General features: G+C 40.5%; 13 protein-coding genes and 1 other annotated feature (1 of these 14 only partly in view). Of the genes, 4 read left to right on the forward strand and 9 right to left on the reverse strand.

The features are described from left to right. Positions 1-77 (forward strand) — a binding site (T-box leader); it begins 197 nt to the left of the window's first position. Between the two features lie 89 nt (positions 78-166). The 3 genes from metG to CYJ36_RS14525 all read left to right on the forward strand — a co-directional run bounded on the left by metG (position 167) and on the right by CYJ36_RS14525 (position 4,331). Then, complete coding sequence (gene metG, locus CYJ36_RS14515; RefSeq protein WP_257962495.1) at positions 167-1,873, forward strand: methionine--tRNA ligase; 1,707 nt, start codon at positions 167-169, stop codon at positions 1,871-1,873. Between the two features lie 192 nt (positions 1,874-2,065). Continuing rightward, on the forward strand, positions 2,066-3,658 hold the full coding sequence (locus CYJ36_RS14520; protein WP_101567981.1) for an ATP-binding protein: 1,593 nt from the start codon (positions 2,066-2,068) through the stop codon (positions 3,656-3,658). Between the two features lies 1 nt (position 3,659). Next, positions 3,660-4,331: a response regulator gene (locus CYJ36_RS14525; RefSeq protein ID WP_308315312.1), complete on the forward strand. Its 672-nt coding sequence runs from the start codon at positions 3,660-3,662 to the stop codon at positions 4,329-4,331. Between the two features lie 425 nt (positions 4,332-4,756). Here CYJ36_RS14525 and CYJ36_RS14530 read toward each other — a convergent pair whose 3' ends face one another. The 3 genes from CYJ36_RS14530 to CYJ36_RS24090 form a co-directional block, all read right to left on the reverse strand. Continuing rightward, positions 4,757-5,698 (reverse strand): bifunctional helix-turn-helix transcriptional regulator/GNAT family N-acetyltransferase, encoded by a 942-nt coding sequence (locus CYJ36_RS14530; protein ID WP_101567983.1) that lies wholly within the window; start codon positions 5,696-5,698, stop codon positions 4,757-4,759. Positions 5,699-6,316: 618 nt separating this feature from the next. Next, the gene (locus CYJ36_RS23715; protein ID WP_180850334.1) at positions 6,317-6,472 is read right to left on the reverse strand and encodes a hypothetical protein; all 156 of its coding nucleotides are present in this window, start codon (positions 6,470-6,472) and stop codon (positions 6,317-6,319) included. 429 nt (positions 6,473-6,901) lie between these two features. Then, positions 6,902-7,258 (reverse strand): hypothetical protein, encoded by a 357-nt coding sequence (locus CYJ36_RS24090; RefSeq protein ID WP_219621108.1) that lies wholly within the window; start codon positions 7,256-7,258, stop codon positions 6,902-6,904. 435 nt (positions 7,259-7,693) lie between these two features. Here CYJ36_RS24090 and CYJ36_RS14545 point away from each other — a divergent pair, with 435 nt between their 5' ends. Next, positions 7,694-9,031, forward strand: a complete 1,338-nt coding sequence (locus CYJ36_RS14545) for a CitMHS family transporter (RefSeq protein WP_257962488.1) — start codon at positions 7,694-7,696, stop codon at positions 9,029-9,031. Between the two features lie 402 nt (positions 9,032-9,433). Here CYJ36_RS14545 and hutG read toward each other — a convergent pair whose 3' ends face one another. From hutG to CYJ36_RS14575, 6 genes are all read right to left on the reverse strand, one after another. Continuing rightward, positions 9,434-10,384, reverse strand: coding sequence for a formimidoylglutamase (gene hutG / locus CYJ36_RS14550; RefSeq protein WP_101567986.1), 951 nt, complete (start codon positions 10,382-10,384; stop codon positions 9,434-9,436). After that, positions 10,356-11,639 (reverse strand): imidazolonepropionase, encoded by a 1,284-nt coding sequence (gene hutI, locus CYJ36_RS14555; protein WP_101567987.1) that lies wholly within the window; start codon positions 11,637-11,639, stop codon positions 10,356-10,358. The genes hutG and hutI overlap by 29 nt, the downstream gene beginning before the upstream one ends. 12 nt (positions 11,640-11,651) lie before the next feature. Beyond that, a complete protein-coding gene (hutU, locus tag CYJ36_RS14560; protein WP_101567988.1) occupies positions 11,652-13,304 on the reverse strand; it encodes a urocanate hydratase in 1,653 nt (550 codons plus the stop codon). Further along, entirely contained in the window at positions 13,301-14,833 is a 1,533-nt protein-coding gene (gene hutH / locus CYJ36_RS14565) for a histidine ammonia-lyase (protein WP_101567989.1), read from the reverse strand. Before hutH ends, hutU begins: the two co-directional genes overlap by 4 nt. A gap of 270 nt (positions 14,834-15,103) precedes the next feature. Beyond that, a complete protein-coding gene (gene hutP / locus CYJ36_RS14570) occupies positions 15,104-15,550 on the reverse strand; it encodes a hut operon transcriptional regulator HutP (protein ID WP_101567990.1) in 447 nt (148 codons plus the stop codon). Positions 15,551-16,068: 518 nt separating this feature from the next. Continuing rightward, positions 16,069-17,538 (reverse strand): UDP-N-acetylmuramoyl-L-alanyl-D-glutamate--2,6-diaminopimelate ligase, encoded by a 1,470-nt coding sequence (locus CYJ36_RS14575; RefSeq protein WP_101567991.1) that lies wholly within the window; start codon positions 17,536-17,538, stop codon positions 16,069-16,071. Positions 17,539-17,821 lie beyond the last annotated feature (283 nt).

Genomic DNA, 17,821 nt, shown 5'->3' on the forward strand with positions numbered 1-17,821 from the left:
TCCGTACGAATGAAGACAGGTTATGTGAGTAATCTGTAAACTAAGGTGGTACCGCGAAATCAAACCTCGTCCTTAGACTTATTAAGTCTATGGACGAGGTTTTTTTGTTGGCTCTTTTCTAAGATTCATTATAAAAATTTATTAGAAAAAAGCACGAAATCCTCCTATATACGGCTTTAGTCGATATACGAATAAAAAAAATCTATGCAAAAACAGACCTTATGTTCAAAAGGAGGATAATGAAATGTCTATTTTTATTGGAGGAGCATGGCCTTACGCAAATGGGTCTCTGCATATCGGACATATCGCAAGTCTATTGCCCGGTGATATTTTAGCAAGATATTATCGTTTGAAAGGGGAAAAGGTATTATACGTTTCAGGCAGTGATTGCAATGGAACGCCCATTTCAATCAGAGCAAGGCAGGAAAATGTACCGGCCCAAGTCATTGCTGACCGGTATCATAAGGAATTTGCCGATTCTTTTCAAAAACTTGGATTTACCTATGACTGTTATACTCGTACAGATCACCAGCATCACCATCAAGCTGTGCAGGAAATCTTTATGACCCTTTTAGATAATGGCTTTCTTTATGAAAAAGAAACGCTCCAGGCTTACTGCGGTCACTGTAAACAATTTTTGCCTGATCGGTTTGTAGAGGGAACTTGTCCGAATTGTTCAGCTCATGCAAGAGGGGATCAGTGTGATGCTTGTGCAAGTATTCTCGATCCGCTAGATCTCATAAATAAAACATGCAAGCTTTGCGCTCATGAGCCCGCTTTAAAATTGACAAGACATTACTACTTTGAACTATCAGCTCTGCAGGAAAAACTTGAAAAGTATGCAACATCGGCAGAAAACAAACAGCTGTGGCGCGATAATGCCATCAAACTGACAAAGCGGTATTTATCCGAAGGGCTGCAGGACAGGGCTGCCTCAAGAGATCTTCCGATTGGCGTACCTGTTCCTATAAAGGGTTATGAGGAGAAAAAAATCTACGTTTGGATCGAAGCTGTTTCAGGCTACTTGTCAGCAAGCAAGTTATGGTCAGTGGAAAATCAGCAGGATTGGCAGCCTTTTTGGAGTGAAGGTACGAAAGCCTATTATGTTCATGGTAAGGATAATATCCCCTTTCACTCAATAATATGGCCTGGCATCTTGATGGGGATTGGCAGCTTGCATCTTCCAGATCATATCATCTCAAGCGAATACCTCACAATTGAAAAGAAAAAATTATCAACAAGCCAGAACTGGGCAGTTTGGGTACCGCAAATATTGGAGAACTATCATCCTGATTCCATACGATATTTTTTAACTGTAAATGCTCCTGAAAAAAGAGATACTGATTTTTCCTGGCGTGAGTTCATCCACTCTCATAACAGTGAGCTGCTCGGCGCATATGGGAATCTAGTAAATCGGACATTTAAGTTTATCGAAAAGTCTTTTTCATCAATAGTAAGGCCAGCGGTTCTTGACAGCGAAGTAGAAAGCAACATAAATCAGCTCTATCAAACGATTGGCAAACAAATCGAAAGCGGGCAATTTAAAGCAGCCCTCGACCATCTCTTTTCTTTTATTCGCCGCATGAATAAATATTTTGATGAGCAAAAACCTTGGATTTCTGTTAAAGATAACGCTGCTGCTTGTGAAAATACACTCTTCACCTGCACTGTCGCCATTGCAAACTTATCTATTTTACTGCAGCCATTTCTGCCATTTTCGAGCAGAGAAATTCAAGAATTAATGGGCTTGAAAGCTGATAAGTGGTCCTATACTCCGCTTGATTCAGTAATTGAGCTGAGCCAAGTTAAACCATTATTTGAACGGATTGATATAAACCGGATAGAAGAGGAAGTTTCTAGATTGGGCTCTTAAATCTCAGGAAGACCAGGCTAATGTTTGCCCGGTCTTTTTGAGATTCCCTCACTTGTTGAAAATTAAAAGCAATTAAAACAACCAATACAAGGTTCTTTGACGTATGCAGAATTTACTTGTATTCTTTCTTTAATAAGTTCAATAGATTAGAAAATTAAGATAAAAAGGATTTAATAGTAGGAGGAATGCTGCCTGAAGACGATAAAAGTGTCTTTACAGATTAAAATACTCGGGCTGGTTCTTTTATTGGGGTTATTATTGATCCTGCTGCTGACAGGTTTTTTCAGCTATATGGAAAGCAAACAAATCGAAGAAAATAAAGGAAGGATGGCACTGGAGTTATCAAAAACCGTCGCCCTCATGCCAACCATTATCGATGCATTTCAATCTGACAATCCTTCCGAAACGATCCAGCCTTTAGCAGAAGAGATCAGGAAACAAACAGGCGCTGAGTTCATTGTAGTAGGGAATAAAAATGGCATTCGTTATTCACATCCCATGAAGTCAGAAATTGGGAAAAAAATGACGGGAGGAGATAACGATAGAGCCATTCTTAAAGGGGAGTTTTATGTTTCAAAAGCGAGCGGATCACTCGGACCGTCTCTTAGAGGGAAATCTCCTATTTTTAACAAACAGGGAGAGATTATCGGTCTCGTTTCAGCAGGATTTTTATTAGAAGACATCAACCAGCAAATCATGAAGAATTTCATTAAAGTTCTGCTTGTTTCTCTCTTTGCCCTTTTTATATCTGTGCTCGGAAGCATTTTGCTGTCAAGCAATATCCGCAAGGACACTATGGGGCTCGAACCGTACGAAATTGCTGCTCTTTATAAAGAAAAAAACGCTGTGCTGCATGGGGTCAAAGAGGGTATTTTAGCTATAGATAAAGAAGGCTACATTACAATGATGAATCAGCCGGCTAAGAAGCTCCTTCATATTAAAGGGTCTGTCAGGCATATGAAAGTGGATGGACTGTTTCCTTCCGATTATCTTTATGAAGTTTTAAAACAGGGAAATCCGCACGTTGATCAAGAAATGGTTTGGAAAGATAAAACAGTTATCGTGAATAGCACTCCACTCTTTGATGAAAGTGGGATAAGAGGTGTTGTTGCTTCTTTTCGCGACAAAACGGAAATTGAGCAGATGATAAACACCGTATCGGAAGTCAAAAGATATTCAGAAGATCTCCGTTCCCAAACACATGAGTTTACCAATAAATTATACGTGTTATCTGGCCTTCTTCAACTTGGTGAATTCGATCAGGCGATTCATATGATAAAAAGTGAAACACAGGCTCTGCAATTTCAAAATTCAGTCGTCTTTAACCAGATCAAAGATACCAAGGTACAGGCTATCCTTTTGGGAAAGCTGGGAAAAGCTTCAGAAAAGAAGCTGCAGTTTGATATAGCTTCTGACAGTTATTTAGAAGAATTGCCGCCGCACTTTAAACTTTCCCACTTGATCGTTATTCTTGGCAACTTAATTGATAACGCTTTCGAAGCTGTATATGGAGTGGAAACCCCGACGGTTAAACTTTTCGTGACAGACATCGGAAGTGATATCATCTTTGAAATTGAGGACAATGGCAAAGGAATACGCGAAAGAGACATACCTCTTCTTTTTGAAAGAGGCTTTACATCTAAAGACGGAAATGAACCGAGGGGATTTGGCCTATCGAATGCCGAAGAGGCTGTACAGGAAATGAACGGGATTATTGAGGTACAAAGCAATACAGATACAGGGACTGTATTTACGGTGTATCTTCCTAAGGAGCTGAGACATTGAAATGATAAAAGTAGCCATCGCAGAAGACGACTTCCGAATCGCCGATATCCATGAAAAGTTTTTAAAGACATTCAACGAAATCGTTGTGGTTGGAAAATCATTGAACGGGGAGCAGACTCTCCAATTGCTGAAGACGAAAGAACCTGACTTACTTCTATTAGATGTGTATTTGCCTGATATGATGGGATCTGAGCTGCTTCCCCTCATACGTGAGATGTTTCCGAAGGTGAGCATCATTATGATAACTGCTGCAACAGATAAGATATTTCTCGAAAAAGCACTGAGCTATGGAGTAGAGAATTACTTGATCAAGCCTGTAAGCAGGGAGAGATTTGACGATATCATTAAAAAATTCATAAAAAAGCACTCCCTCCTGTCATCCGATCAACAAGTGAATCAGAACTATATCGATCTTCTTTTTAGTAAGGAAAACAATCAAAATTCAGAGAAAGGTTTTCCAAAAGGAATTGATGAAATCACACTCGGTAAAGTGAAGGCCGTACTTCAAGCAAATAGAAATGGGCTTTCAGCTGAAGAAGTGTCTAAGGAAATAGGTGCTTCCCGGATCACTGCACGCAGATATTTGGAATATCTCTCCTCTGTCAATCAATTAAAGGCGGAAGTGGTGTATGGCATTGTCGGGAGACCAGAAAGAAAATATTATCCGGTTTAAGGAGATGAATAATAAACTTAACGGATTCTGTTGAAAAGTTCATAAATAAGTACTCCAATTAGTTTAGCCGTTTGCTTATTAGGGTTTCTAGTAGATTCAGCTGATTTTCAAGGAACATTTCATAAGCATAGTAATTAGCAGGACATTGTTGAACAGCCAAGTCCCGCTAATTGGTGTTCTATTTCCTTTGTCATTTTGTGAAGATATGCTAAAACGACTGCAAAAAACGAAGGGAACTCCATTCTTACATAGAGTTCCCTTCGTTCTTCAAAGCGCCTTTTTTTCTGACTGGAGGATTAAATGTTTCTTGTCACCCTAAGAAAGAATTACCCTGTCTATGTATGGTGAATATAAAGCAGCATCAGATATAGTGTGATGAGAGTAGATTAAAATATAATAACCTTTTTCCAATTTTGATTTTTCACTTATTTACTATATTTGCTATCATCGGAAAGGCTGAGATCCCATCGTTCTTCGATTAATATCGTTCCTGTCCATTCTTCATTCTTTTTTTCCTCAGTTGGTCTAAAATTATATTTTTGATAAAGATGGCGAGCCGTTTCTAATGTGCTTACCGTCCATAAGAACACATGCAGATAGTTTTGTTTTTTACAGAAGATGAGGGCAGTCTCCATGAGTTTTTTCCCTATGCCCATGCCTTGATAATTTTCATCTAAAACAAACCATCTTAGCTGTGCTATTGTATCACTAGACTTTGTAATGGCAATTGAACCGGCGATTTCACCATTCACTTCAGCAACCCATAGCTCCCCCCCATCCGTATCAATCATAAATTCTGTTAAACCTTTCATGACGTAATATTCAAACATCCGTCCGAACTTATAGGTCTTATCATATAACCTTCCATGAATGTGTGCGACGTATCCAACATCTCCGGGTTGAAATGGGCGAATGCAGACTTCTGAATGGAAAGAACGTTCTTTCGAGTATATTGATTCGATTGTTTCCATGGATGTGACTAGCTTAGAGAGATCGCTTTTCGAAAAATTTTGAATCATTTTATCTACTCCGCGATTTGCATTTTCAACGAGGCCCTCATAAATACTTTTGCCATATTCGGTTAGATAGATTGAATACTGTCTTTTGTCCTCTTTTACCTGTTTTTTCACGATGATATTTTCATCCTCAAATCGTTGGACAATTCTGCTCATATAGCCTCGGTCAATTCCTAGATTTTCTCTAACTTCAGTTGCAGTACAGCCATTTCGATTCTTGATTTCTGTTATTACCCGTGCTTCTGTTAATGGAAAAGGTTGATTATAGATTTCTTGATCGATTTTGCCTAGAACATTCGCATAATTCCTGTTGAATTTACGAATTTTTTCTACATATTGAATTAATTCCATGGATAGTCCCCTTTAATATTCAGAAATTTCAAATTAACAATAGTATAATCCTAATAGTTGACTCAGTCAACTATTAGACAATTACTTCAAAACGTTGCTTGTTAATAAAAACGTCTCTATTCTATCTTTATTCCGAGGTATAGAACTATGGAAAATAAGTAACGGTTCCTGTTTCAAGGTGTAAACCCTAAAAGAATTGACTTATTATCCTTTCTACGTCACTATATACTTCTTTGAAAGTTCCCGATTAAGGTGTAAAAAGAGAAAAGGAATGATTCCTCTCAGTTAGATAGGATTTTATTTAATTGTGCTGCTTTTTTAGCAAAATTGGCAATAACATCTTCTTAGGTAATTTGTGGAGCACAGGTAAAGTTATTTGCGGTATTTACCCAGCAAGGTAGTGAGTATACTCACTACCACCAATGTCTATTTCTCAATTTGAATTTATAAAAGAATTAAAAATTAGGCTGTTTTCGCATTGATTGTTGTTATTGGTTATTAATTGTACCCGTGGATTTAACCATTTTTTCTAAATGCAGCAAACTTTTCGAAAAGAGCCAAAAATTAATAATCTGTATTAAGTGATATACTGAAAAAAATAACCTCAGAAGATTGAGGTTATTTTTTATTTACTTGGCTTCCGCTTTTTTTTTGGCTCTGTGAGCTTGTGTTGCCAATTTGATATTCACTTCCAAATTCGACATCGTTTCTTTTATCCTGTTTCTCAGTTTGCTCTCTCGTTTGATCCTTATTTTGCATACCTTGTTTAGACATTATTAACCCATCTCGCTTTCAAATATTATCGTTATTAATATGCTCAAGTTGGGGCTATATTATATGGATTAGCCTATTTTAAATTTATATATTGAAATAAAAAGGGAGCGATTAATTTGACTAGCAACAACACATATTACCCAAACACCTCAAGCAGTAACAATAGTAACCGCAACTCTATACTAAGCATTGCTAACAACGGAAATACTTTTAACAACAATTTATACAGCGATATTAGCATCACAACTAATGGCTGCTAAACATAAGGTTGATTATCTATATTACAAAGAAAAGTTCGATGGGAAAAATAATTAGTACTAAAAGAAGATGATGGTTTTCATCTTCTTTTCTTTTGGTCATTTCTTTTTCTTCCTTGTTCAAATCATTTGAGCAATATCCCGTATGTTGAATGTAAAAATCAGATCTTGTTCATCCTTTTTTGATAACGTCTTTAATATTTCTTCGTAGAAAAGAAAGATGGCAGCGCAGAAAGATAATCCCAAGTATATACACTACTGCAGAATACCATAGCGACCAGTTATTATAGGTCAGATAATCGACGCGTATTGTTATCCATTCAAAGACAACTGCTAATAGCATACATCCAATCGTATAAGCGAAAAACTTTAATCTATTCTTTGGCATAAAGTTTAGGATTAATATCCCTACCGCACCTGAAAAAATAGTTTGGATTACGACGGCTTGCCATTGGATGCCAGGGCCAAGTTGATCATATAGATGTAAAACAAGGTCTAACAGCTGATCAGAGGTACGTGTAAGAAACACCATCAACAACCAGGTGCAGTACATTTCTTTCAAAGTCAGTCGCTTGGGCATAAACCAGACGATTAGATTGACTACAATTGATGCGATTGTCATGAACAGCAAAAGTCTGCACCTCATCTCAATTACCGCGACTGTATCATTGATTTAAAGTATTTTCAAAGATCTTCATGATTATCCAGAAATCAACTGGGTATTTTGTTATGGAAAGTATTTTAAAGGTGATGGACAATCTTTTAACTGAACCCGTTACAAGGAACCAGCCTCCCTTTTTTAAAAAATATCAGGCTTATAATGAAGATTCAGTTCCTACCTTCAATTTGGCTTGCTCGCTAAAACTTTGCTGTATATATAGTCCTTACTGTGAACTTAATGTACAAAATATAGTTAACTTACTTTAATAACTTTATTTTGTAAACGTTTTCATTTCAGAATATTTTGTTTACACTTTATTTACTAACAAAAGAGGTGAAAACTATGCTCGCATTATTAGGGTTTTTAATGCTAATCACATTCATGATTTTAATCATGACAAAACGGCTAACGGCTATGATTGCACTGATGGTTGTTCCAGTTGTTTTTGCATTAATCGGCGGATTCGGAAGTGAAATTGGGCCCATGGCGCTTGAGGGCATAAAAAGTGTAGCACCTACAGGTATCATGATCCTATTTGCCATTCTCTTTTTCGGGATTATGATTGATGCAGGAGTATTTGATCCTATTATTTCAACCATCTTGAAAGTTGTTAAAGGAGATCCGGTAAAGATAGCCATCGGAACGGCAGTCCTCGCTCTTCTGATTTCCTTAGATGGTGATGGAACCACAACCTACATCATTACAATTTCAGCCATGCTTCCTTTGTATAAACGCATTGGCATGAGACCACTCATATTAGCCGGTATTGCCGTATCTGCTTCAGGTGTTATGAACCTCCTTCCATGGGGAGGTCCTACCGCCAGAGCAATGACAGCATTGAATCTTGAGATGTCAGATATTTTTACTCCGGTCATTCCTTCAATGATAGGCGGAATATTATTTGTGTTATTCATGGCTTATTGTCTTGGGAAAAAAGAGCGTAAAAGAGTAGGGATAATTGACATTGATTACAGTACAATGGCCATGCAGCAAACAGCAGCTTCAGCAGAGGAAGCTAGCATTAAACGGCCTAGACTTATTGTCGTGAACTACCTGTTAACGATCTTATTATTAGTCGCGCTAATTAGAGAAGTTCTCCCTACTACCGTCTTATTTATGGTTGGATTTGCTATTGCTATCACAATAAATTATCCAAAACTAAGTGACCAAAAGGCACGGATTTCAAACTATGCTGATAACGCCTTATCTGTCATTTCTATGGTTTTTGCAGCAGGTATTTTTACCGGAATCCTTTCCGGAACAAAAATGGTAGATGCCATCGCAAACACCATGATTACGCATATTCCTGATGCTTTTGGTTCACATTTAGCTCTTATTACAGCGATACTCAGTGCCCCCTTTACATTTTTTATGTCCAATGATGCTTTTTACTACGGCGTTTTGCCCTTGCTGGCTAAGGCTGCCTCCGGATATGGAATTGATCCTGCATTTATTGGACGCGCATCCCTTCTCGGATTGCCTGTCCATCTATTAAGTCCGCTAGTACCGTCGACGTATCTATTAGTCGGAATGGTTGGAGAAGATTTCGGGGACTTGCAGCGCACTTTCCTGAAATGGGCCTGCGGATCGACAGCCGTTATGATTTTAGTAGCTCTTGCCTTATCAATTATTCCTTTTTAACCAAAGGCTGTTTTCGCATTGAATGTTGGTTTTGGTTATTAATTGTACCCGTGGATTAACGCTGCAGGCACTTGCTTTCCGCGAGGAGGGATGGGAGCCTCTATTTCCCGAGAGGAGTCAAGTGTCTTCACTGCAATCCACTAAAGGAATAAACCATTTTTTCTAAAAGCAACAAACTTTACGAAAAGAGCCAAACTAAAAAAAGACTAAATGTCCTGTTTCTAGCTGAACAAGGCCATTTAGTCTTTTTAGAGCGCTTATGTTTATGAGAGTTTTTCCTATCCGCTTAAGCAATCTTATTAGCTGGGAAATAGAATTTACTATCTGAAATTAGGATCTTATTATCCAAACTGCTAAAACTTTTCAAACTCTCAATCCCTTTTTAGGAAAGCATAGATATCACTAGTTTCTGCTTTTATAACCTGTTAAAAAGGTTAGGACACAGTAAGCAGCCAACCGGCTCGTCATATCCCGAAAATCGAGGGTCGGGTCAATTTCAACAATATCCATTGCTCCAACAGCTGGAACTTCTCCTAAAAATCGAATGGCTTCAATCAGCGTGCGTGAATCCATCCCGCCTGGACCAATGGCAGGGCATCCTGGTGCAAACGCCTGATCCATTACATCCATATCAAGAGATACGTAGATGACATCAACTTCTTTCAGGAGTTCGCTCACACTCTCTTGTAAAATTGGGAGAATCCCTCTTGTGTATACGTCTTGCATTGTGTAGATATTAACACCATTTTTACTGCCAAAATCAGTGTATTCTTTCCCATTTGAAAAATCACGGATGCCAATCTGATGGAGGTGTTTCCCCTGCAGCGCACTTTTTTCAATAAGCTGTCTAAAGGGAGTTCCATTTGATGGCCCGCCATCTTCAAGGTTGCGCAGATCATGATGTGCATCAAATTGAATGATGCCCACTTTTTCTTTAGCTTTTTTTAAAGCAGTAACAATCGGTGCTGTGACGGAATGATCGCCTCCAAGAAAAACAGGTATCATCAAAGGGTGTTCACTTACAACTCTTTCAACCGTCTCTTCAATCCTGCGGCGCGATTCTGCAAGGTCGGTCACATGCATTAAAATATCGCCAAAATCTATGATTCTCTCTTCTTTTAAATCTAGCTTTTCATGAACTGAATAAGTGGTAAAAGCATTCATCATTCTTCGGATCGCATCAGGAGCAAAGGATGCTCCTGAATGACTGATGGATGGCTTCGATAAAGGAATTCCAATTAATCCTATACCTTCTGCTATCTCACTTTCCCGTTTTTTTAATAATGTACCTGCACGCGAAATTCCGCGATCTATAAATTTTGCATCATGTGAAAGAAAAGGCAGACTGCTCACGGTGATCCCCCTTCTCAAAAACAATAACGCCTTTTTTAATTACGGTTTGAGTGTGATTTACTCCAAAATGATAGGGAATGTACTCGTAATTAACTGCATCCCAAATGACAAGATCCGCCTGCTTCATTGGAGCAATTACGCCTCGCTCATCCCCTAACCCAATTGCATGAGCAGCGTTAACTGTCACGGCATTCCAAATTTCCTTTACCGTCATTTTGTACATAACCGCTGCAAATGACATAATCAGCTGCAGATTTTCAGTCGGGCAGCTTCCTGGGTTAAAATCTGTGGCCAAAGTCACTGCCACTCCCTCTTCCAGCATCTTTCTCGCTTTTGCATGATCGGGTTTATTTAGGTAAAAGGACGTTCCCGGCAGCAGGCAGGCAATAACACCTGATGCAGCCAGCTGTTTAATGCCTTCTTCTGATGCTCCAACTAAGTGCTCAGCACTGATAGCTTCAAGCTCAGATGCTAATTCCGCCCCGCCTAATGGATCAATTTCATCTGCATGTATTTTCAATTGAAATCCTTTTTGCTTCGCTTTTGATAAAAACGCTTTGGACTGTTCAATCGTGAAAACACCCGTTTCACAGAAAATATCTACGAATTGTGCCAATTCTTCTTTTTGAATGACATCCAATAATTGAAGCATTTCATTTAAGAATACCTCTGGCTGGTGCTTATATTCTGGAGGAATCGCATGTGCGCCCAAAAAGGTTGAAACGATTTCAACTGGGTGCTCGTTATTCAATTTTTTCGCAGCACGAAGCTGCTTCAGCTCTGTTTCAGCGTTAAGTCCGTATCCGCTTTTCGCCTCCACGGTCGTCATTCCGTAAGAAAGCATTCGGTCAAGATGATAAGCTGCTTTTTCAAACAGGACCGCTTCACTTGCAGCCCGTGTTGCGTTTACAGTTGAAAGGATGCCGCCGCCTTGTTTGAGGATTTCCAAATAAGGCACACCTTTCTGTTTCAGTCCCATTTCATGCTCCCGTGAGCCGGCAAACACTAAATGGGTATGCGGATCAATGAGGCCAGGTGTGACAAGCTTCCCTCCACAATCGATCCTTTTATCAGCTGGCCACCCGGATGCATCTTCATTTGAGCCGATTAGAGCGATTCTTCCGTCAGCAATCGCAAGTGCCTTGTTTTCAAGAACAAGCAGCTGATCCATGTCCTTGCCGCAGAGAGGCCCGCCTTTTTCATATTCCATTGTTAAGAGCTGACCGATATTTTCAAGAATAAGATCATATTTCATGAACAAATCCTCCTATTCCTGCATCGGAATTCGTACATTATTTTCTTTAGCAAAATCCTTTGCCACTTCGTATCCAGCATCTGCATGACGGATAATGCCCATTCCCGGATCTGACACGAGAACTCTCTCTAGTTTTCTTTTTGCCGTTTCTGTCCCGTCTGCTACGACTACCATACCGGAATGAAGTGAGTAGCCCATTCCAACTCCGCCCCCATGATGAAACGATATCCAGCTCGCGCCTGCCGATGTATTGACGAGTGCATTCAGTACAGCCCAATCCCCAATTGCATCGCTGCCATCCTTCATCGCCTCTGTTTCGCGGTTTGGAGAAGCTACTGAACCGCAGTCAAGGTGATCACGTCCAATCACCACCGGTGCTTTTAATTCGCCCGTCCGCACTAATTCATTAATTGCGAGGCCCATTTTTACTCGTTCACCATAGCCAAGCCAGCAAATTCGGGCTGGGAGGCCTTGAAAGGCTACGTGCTCATGTGCCATGTCGATCCAGCGAAGCAGTGCTTCATTTTCAGGAAAAAGTTCTTTGATAAGCTGATCCGTTCGATGGATATCTGCCGGATCTCCAGATAGAGCAGCCCATCTGAATGGACCTTTTCCTTCGCAGAATAACGGTCGAATGTAGGCCGGAACAAAGCCTGGAAAATCAAAGGCATTTTCTACCCCTTCATCTTTCGCTACCTGACGAATGTTATTGCCGTAATCAAACACAATCGTTCCTCTCTTTTGCAGTTCAACCATACATCGTACATGCTCAGCCATTGATTTTTTTGCTTTCGCGACATAGACATCTGGATGATCCTGCTTAAGCTGCAGTGCCTCGTCTATTGAAAGACCATGCGGGAAATATCCGTTCAGAGGATCATGCGCAGATGTCTGGTCGGTAAGAATATCAATTGCGATCTTTTTCTCTAAAACTTCATGAAGCACATCCACAGCATTTGCAACTAATCCAATTGAAAGCGCCCTGCCTTCTGTCTTAGCATCCATTGCCCATTGCAGCGCTTCATCGAAGGAATGAGTCATCTTGTCACAATACTTAGTCGCAAGTCTCTTCTCAATCCTGCTTTGATCAGCATCTGCGGCAATGACAACTCCGCCGTTCATTGTGACAGCAAGCGGCTGTGCTCCTCCCATTCCGCCGAGACCTGCCGTAAGAGTAATCGTGCCTTCTAAGCTTCCGCCAAAATGCTGCTTCGCAACCGCGGAGAACGTCTCATATGTTCCTTGAAGAATGCCCTGTGTCCCAATGTAAATCCAGCTTCCCGCTGTCATTTGCCCATACATCGTGAGCCCCTTCTGATCAAGCTCATGGAAATTTTCCCAATCTGCCCATTTCGGTACGAGCACTGAATTCGAAAGAAGAACCCGGGGTGCATGCTCATGCGTTTTAAAAATCCCAACAGGTTTGCCTGATTGAATGAGCAGCGTCTCATCATCTTCTAAAGATTTTAATGACCTGACGATTCCCTCAAGCGCCTCCTGATTTCGGGCTGCCTTTCCGATTCCGCCATATACGATAAGCTCCTCAGGCTTCTCTGCAACCTCAGGATCTAAATTATTCATTAGCATTCGCAGTGCTGCCTCCTGCTCCCATCCTTTGCATTCTAATTCAAGTCCGCGTTTTGCCCCTGTAAATTTTGTTTTCATGATACGATTTCCCCCTTCGTGTCGTAATTGTCTTTTTCCAGTCTCTTTAAGTCCGCTTTCTTTAGCCATGCTGCTGCAGCTTCGATATCTTTTGAAAAAACTCTGTCCTTCGTTATCGCCGGCACCACATTTCTCCCGTGAAGATAAAACGTTCTCGTTGTCTCTGCCATTTTTTCTATTCCGCGGAAAGCTGCTGCTTCCATTGCACAAATCATTTCAATCGCAAGCACACGCCTGCAATTTTGTATGATTTGATAGGCGTGCCTTGAGGCAATGGTCCCCATGCTGACATGATCTTCCTGATTAGCTGACGAGGGGATCGAATCAACACTAGCCGGGTGTGCAAGCGTCTTATTTTCAGAGACAAGCGACGCTGCACAATACTGCATGATCATTGCCCCGGACTGCAGACCTGGCATCGGGCTTAAAAACGGAGGCAGATCATTCAGCTGCGGATTGACCAGCCTTTCAATTCTACGTTCTGAAATATTCGCAAGCTCTGCCATGCCCACCTTCAAGAAATCCATTGCAAACGCAATTGGCTGACCGTGAAAATTGCCTCCAGACAAAACCTTTTTTCCTTCATCGAAAATCAGCGGATTATCGGTTGCAGCGTTCATTTCAATTTCAAGTTTATCTTTTACATATGAAAGGACTTGATGGCTTGCTCCATGAACCTGAGGAATACATCTTAAGGAGTACGCATCCTGCACTCTCAGCTCTCCCTGATGTGTCACGAGATAGCTGCCTTTTAAAATCCCCCTGATTCTCTCTGCTATTTGAATTTGCTCTGAATAGCCCCGGGCAATATGAATATCCTCATCAAACGCATCAATAATTCCCCTGAGACCTTCAATCGTCATCGATGCGATATAATCTGCTTGCAGAGCAACCGCTTCAGCCTCAATGTAATTGACAAGACCCATTGACGTCATAGCTTGGGTTCCATTGATTAAAGCCAAACCTTCTTTTGCCTGCAGCGTGACTGGATGCAGCCCCGCCATCTTAAATGCTTCCTCTGTATGCATTTGCCGCCCATGATAAAAGACTTCCCCTTCACCTACCAAAACTAAAGCCATGTGTGACAACGGCGCTAAATCTCCGCTTGCACCGAGTGATCCTTGCTGGGGTACAACCGGATGAATTTCATGATTTAATAACTCAACAAATAAAGATAAAACCTCTTTGCGTATACCAGAAAATCCTTTTAACAATGCATTAAGCCGAAGCAAAAGCATTCCCCTTGATACTTCTTCAGGAAAAGGATCCCCTACACCGCATGCATGACTGCGAATCAAATTGATTTGCAGCTCTTCTGCATGCTCCGCATCAATCAGCACATCGCTGAATTTTCCAAATCCCGTCGTGATTCCATAAACAACTTTCTTCTGAGCCACAATGTTTTCAACAGCTTTGCGGCTTTTTTCAACCTTCTCCCATACATATTCAGGAATATGAATAACAGCCTTCTCATATAAAACCTTTTTCGCAGCTTCAATTGTCAGTGAATCCCCCGTTAATTCAATCATTTGCCTGCTCCTCTTTTGATCAAAATGAATGGCTGTTTTTCGAATAGCGTGCTATTTTTTCGTCAAATGCATCGTTACGCCTCGGTCTTTTCTGCTAAAACTTTTAGAATTGACTCGGATATAAAAATTGAATGCACGGAATACGACCCGAAAAGCAACAACCGAAAAGAGCCAAATGAAAAACAAAAAGGAGGCCATACCAATAGAAACACTCTAAACAGTGTTTTCTACCGATACAGCCCCCTGCTATCTCATAACTATGGGCGCATCTTATATATGATTAATTCCCAAACCCATTGCCTCATGCTCTGATCCCTTAACAGGAGCACCTATTGTGCCATAAAGAGCAATTGCAATCCATTCACCTTCCGCTTCTGCTGCGTAAGGCTTTCCTCTTACGATGGCAAATCTCAAACCAACGGTCCGCAGTACACTTCCAAGCTGAACCTGGCCCCTCGTCACGCCATGAAGCGCTTCCATGATGGCATGATAAAGCGAATGTGTTTCACGATACCCTTCAGCTGAAATAACGCCAGAACGCTTTGCCGCAGTTTCAATGGCCGCCACTACTTTATGCGTCTCCATTGAACCCGTTTTTCCCTGACAAAATTGGAACCCCTGCTGTGTCAGCAGTTCTCCGTAATGACTATCATCTTCTCCAAGAAGAACGAGCTGCATTGCATTTTTTCCAATTCGGTGATCTGGTTGTATGCTCATATCTATTCTCACTTCATACTGAATTTTCTGATAAACTAATGTCTACTGTTAGTGTATGATTGAAACTGATTTATGTCAAGATACTCTGGGCTTCTTTTGAAAAATTTGCCGCGAGAATCACAATGATGACGGATGGCACGCTAAATATGAAAAATTTCCAATCTCCTGTAAGTAATGAAGTCATTAGAAAAATAGCAGCACCAATTCCATCCAGCTATCGTATATGAGAGTCAAGCATTGTATTGCTTCTCATCAACTGACACGCTGCTTAATTTCACAGAAAGGATAATTTTAGAAATAGCGCATCCGCCTAAGTGAACCAATAAAATGATTGATAAAATAACAGCAGCACGGACTTACACCCCAAACAGCACGCAAATCTTTAATCCTGTTTTTCATGCTGTTCAGCCACCCTTGTAAAGCTCCCTTTACGTATAGGAAGCTTTACATTACTTTCGAATGTCAAATGCCCTTTACAAAAATAAACGCGCAGAGAATAACCTCTTCGCGTTTATTTTTTAGGTTGCTGCTATTTTATTTTGATCAAGTAACAATGCGAAGGTTTCCTGATCAGATTTGGATGGAAGTGCATATTCTTCTTTATACAATTCACTCCCTTTTCCTGTCACGAGAATCCAATCTCCAGCTTCGGCGGTATCCCAAGCCTTTTTTATCGCAAGCGTTCTGTCAGGTATCACTTGATTTGTCTCTTTCCCTGACATTTTACAGTACTTTTCCAACTCAGCGATCATTTCATCTTTATCGATGCCATTCAGGTCATCTAAAGTTAAAAACGTGCAGTCACTTATTGCTGAGGAAATCTCCATCATTTCCGCACGTTTGCTTTCATCACGGTCTCCTCTGAAGCCAAACACATGAAGAATCCGTTTTGCTCCGCAATCCCTTGCTGTTTTTAGACAGTAAGAAAAAGCATCTGCCGTATGGGCGTAATCAATAACTGCTGTTGCATCTTTAGGATGACTGTACATTTCAAATCTTCCCGGCACGCCAGGAAACGATTGGAATGCTTCTCTTAGCCGGTCAGAATCAATCCCTATCTTTCTGCCAGTAAGATAGGCCATCGATGCATTATAGATATTATGCAGACCTGGAATCGTCATCTGAAAATGAAGCTGATGGCCCCCTTCATTCAAGTCAAAATCAGAACAGTGAACATCACTGTCTGAATCAAAAATAAGATCGTCTTCAAGCGATTTCCCAAAAGTCGATACTTGAATATCCCGCTGTTTTAATATACTTGCAAGCTTCACTCCCCACTCATCATGTGTACTGATGATAGCTTGTCCTCCATGTTTTAACTTAGAAAAAAGCAGCTGCTTCACTTCGAAATATTCTTCAATCGTATCATGAAAATCCAAATGCTCATGAGCAAGATTTGTAAACAGGCCGATATCATATTCGATGCCTTCAAGCCTTTTTTGTGCCAAGCCGTGCGAAGATACTTCCATAATGACAATCTCATCATTGCTTTTAGCGAGCAAACGCTGCAAATCAAGTGAATCAGGAGTCGTATTCTTTGAATCGTACGTTTTTCCATTTATCACATTATGAACCGTTCCAAACAATGCACATGAGTAGCCGGCACGTTCAAGGATATGCCGCAGCATAAACGAAGTCGTTGTTTTCCCGTTGGTGCCCGTAATTCCGATCATGAGATGTTTCTTTGAAGGAAAATCATAAAAACCCGCGGCAAGCTTAGCGAGGGCATCCCGGCTATTCTCTACCTTAGTATAAGGAACCGGTAAATCATGTATATCTTTCTCCCCAATAATAGCAGCTGCCCCTCTGCTGATTGCGTCCTGAATAAAATCATGTCCGTCTCTTTCATATCCTGTAATGGCCACAAATAAATAGCCTTCTTCAACCATCGAAGAATTAGCCTCGATTCCTTTTATATCAACTGTTTCCATGCCACCCTCTGTTCTAGCAGGATGACCGATCTCCCCTAGTAAAAGTTGTAAGTTCATCGTTGTGCTCCTTATATAATGGCATCCATTTATGTTTTGATTATTTTATGTAACTAGCTGCAATGTTATTTGCGAGCCATGATTTTGTGTTATCATATTTGTTCGAAATGATTCCGGTTTTATGAGGGAAGGTGCGGAAAGAAAATGCTGGATAATTATTGTGGAATAGTTATGGGTGAAAAATTACAGAATTAATTTGTGACCGTTCGAACCTAATTCTGACTGCTTGTCTTGTATTTATGACCCAATGGTTTTTAACCGCTTACACCGGGTTTCTGACCGC

It is taken from the genome of Bacillus sp. UMB0893, from assembly GCF_002858905.1.
Lineage (GTDB): Bacteria > Bacillota > Bacilli > Bacillales > Bacillaceae > Bacillus_P.

Coding starts and splice junctions, on each gene's coding strand:
- hutP (WP_101567990.1), bottom strand. CDS start 15,550: ATGAGCATACAACCAGATCACCGAATTGGAAAAAATGCAATGCAGCTC.
- hutH (WP_101567989.1), bottom strand. CDS start 14,833: ATGATTGAATTAACGGGGGATTCACTGACAATTGAAGCTGCGAAAAAG.
- CYJ36_RS23715 (WP_180850334.1), bottom strand. CDS start 6,472: ATGTCTAAACAAGGTATGCAAAATAAGGATCAAACGAGAGAGCAAACT.
- hutU (WP_101567988.1), bottom strand. CDS start 13,304: ATGAAAACAAAATTTACAGGGGCAAAACGCGGACTTGAATTAGAATGC.
- CYJ36_RS14525 (WP_308315312.1), top strand. CDS start 3,660: ATGATAAAAGTAGCCATCGCAGAAGACGACTTCCGAATCGCCGATATC.
- CYJ36_RS14575 (WP_101567991.1), bottom strand. CDS start 17,538: ATGAACTTACAACTTTTACTAGGGGAGATCGGTCATCCTGCTAGAACA.
- hutI (WP_101567987.1), bottom strand. CDS start 11,639: ATGAAATATGATCTTATTCTTGAAAATATCGGTCAGCTCTTAACAATG.
- CYJ36_RS14530 (WP_101567983.1), bottom strand. CDS start 5,698: ATGGAATTAATTCAATATGTAGAAAAAATTCGTAAATTCAACAGGAAT.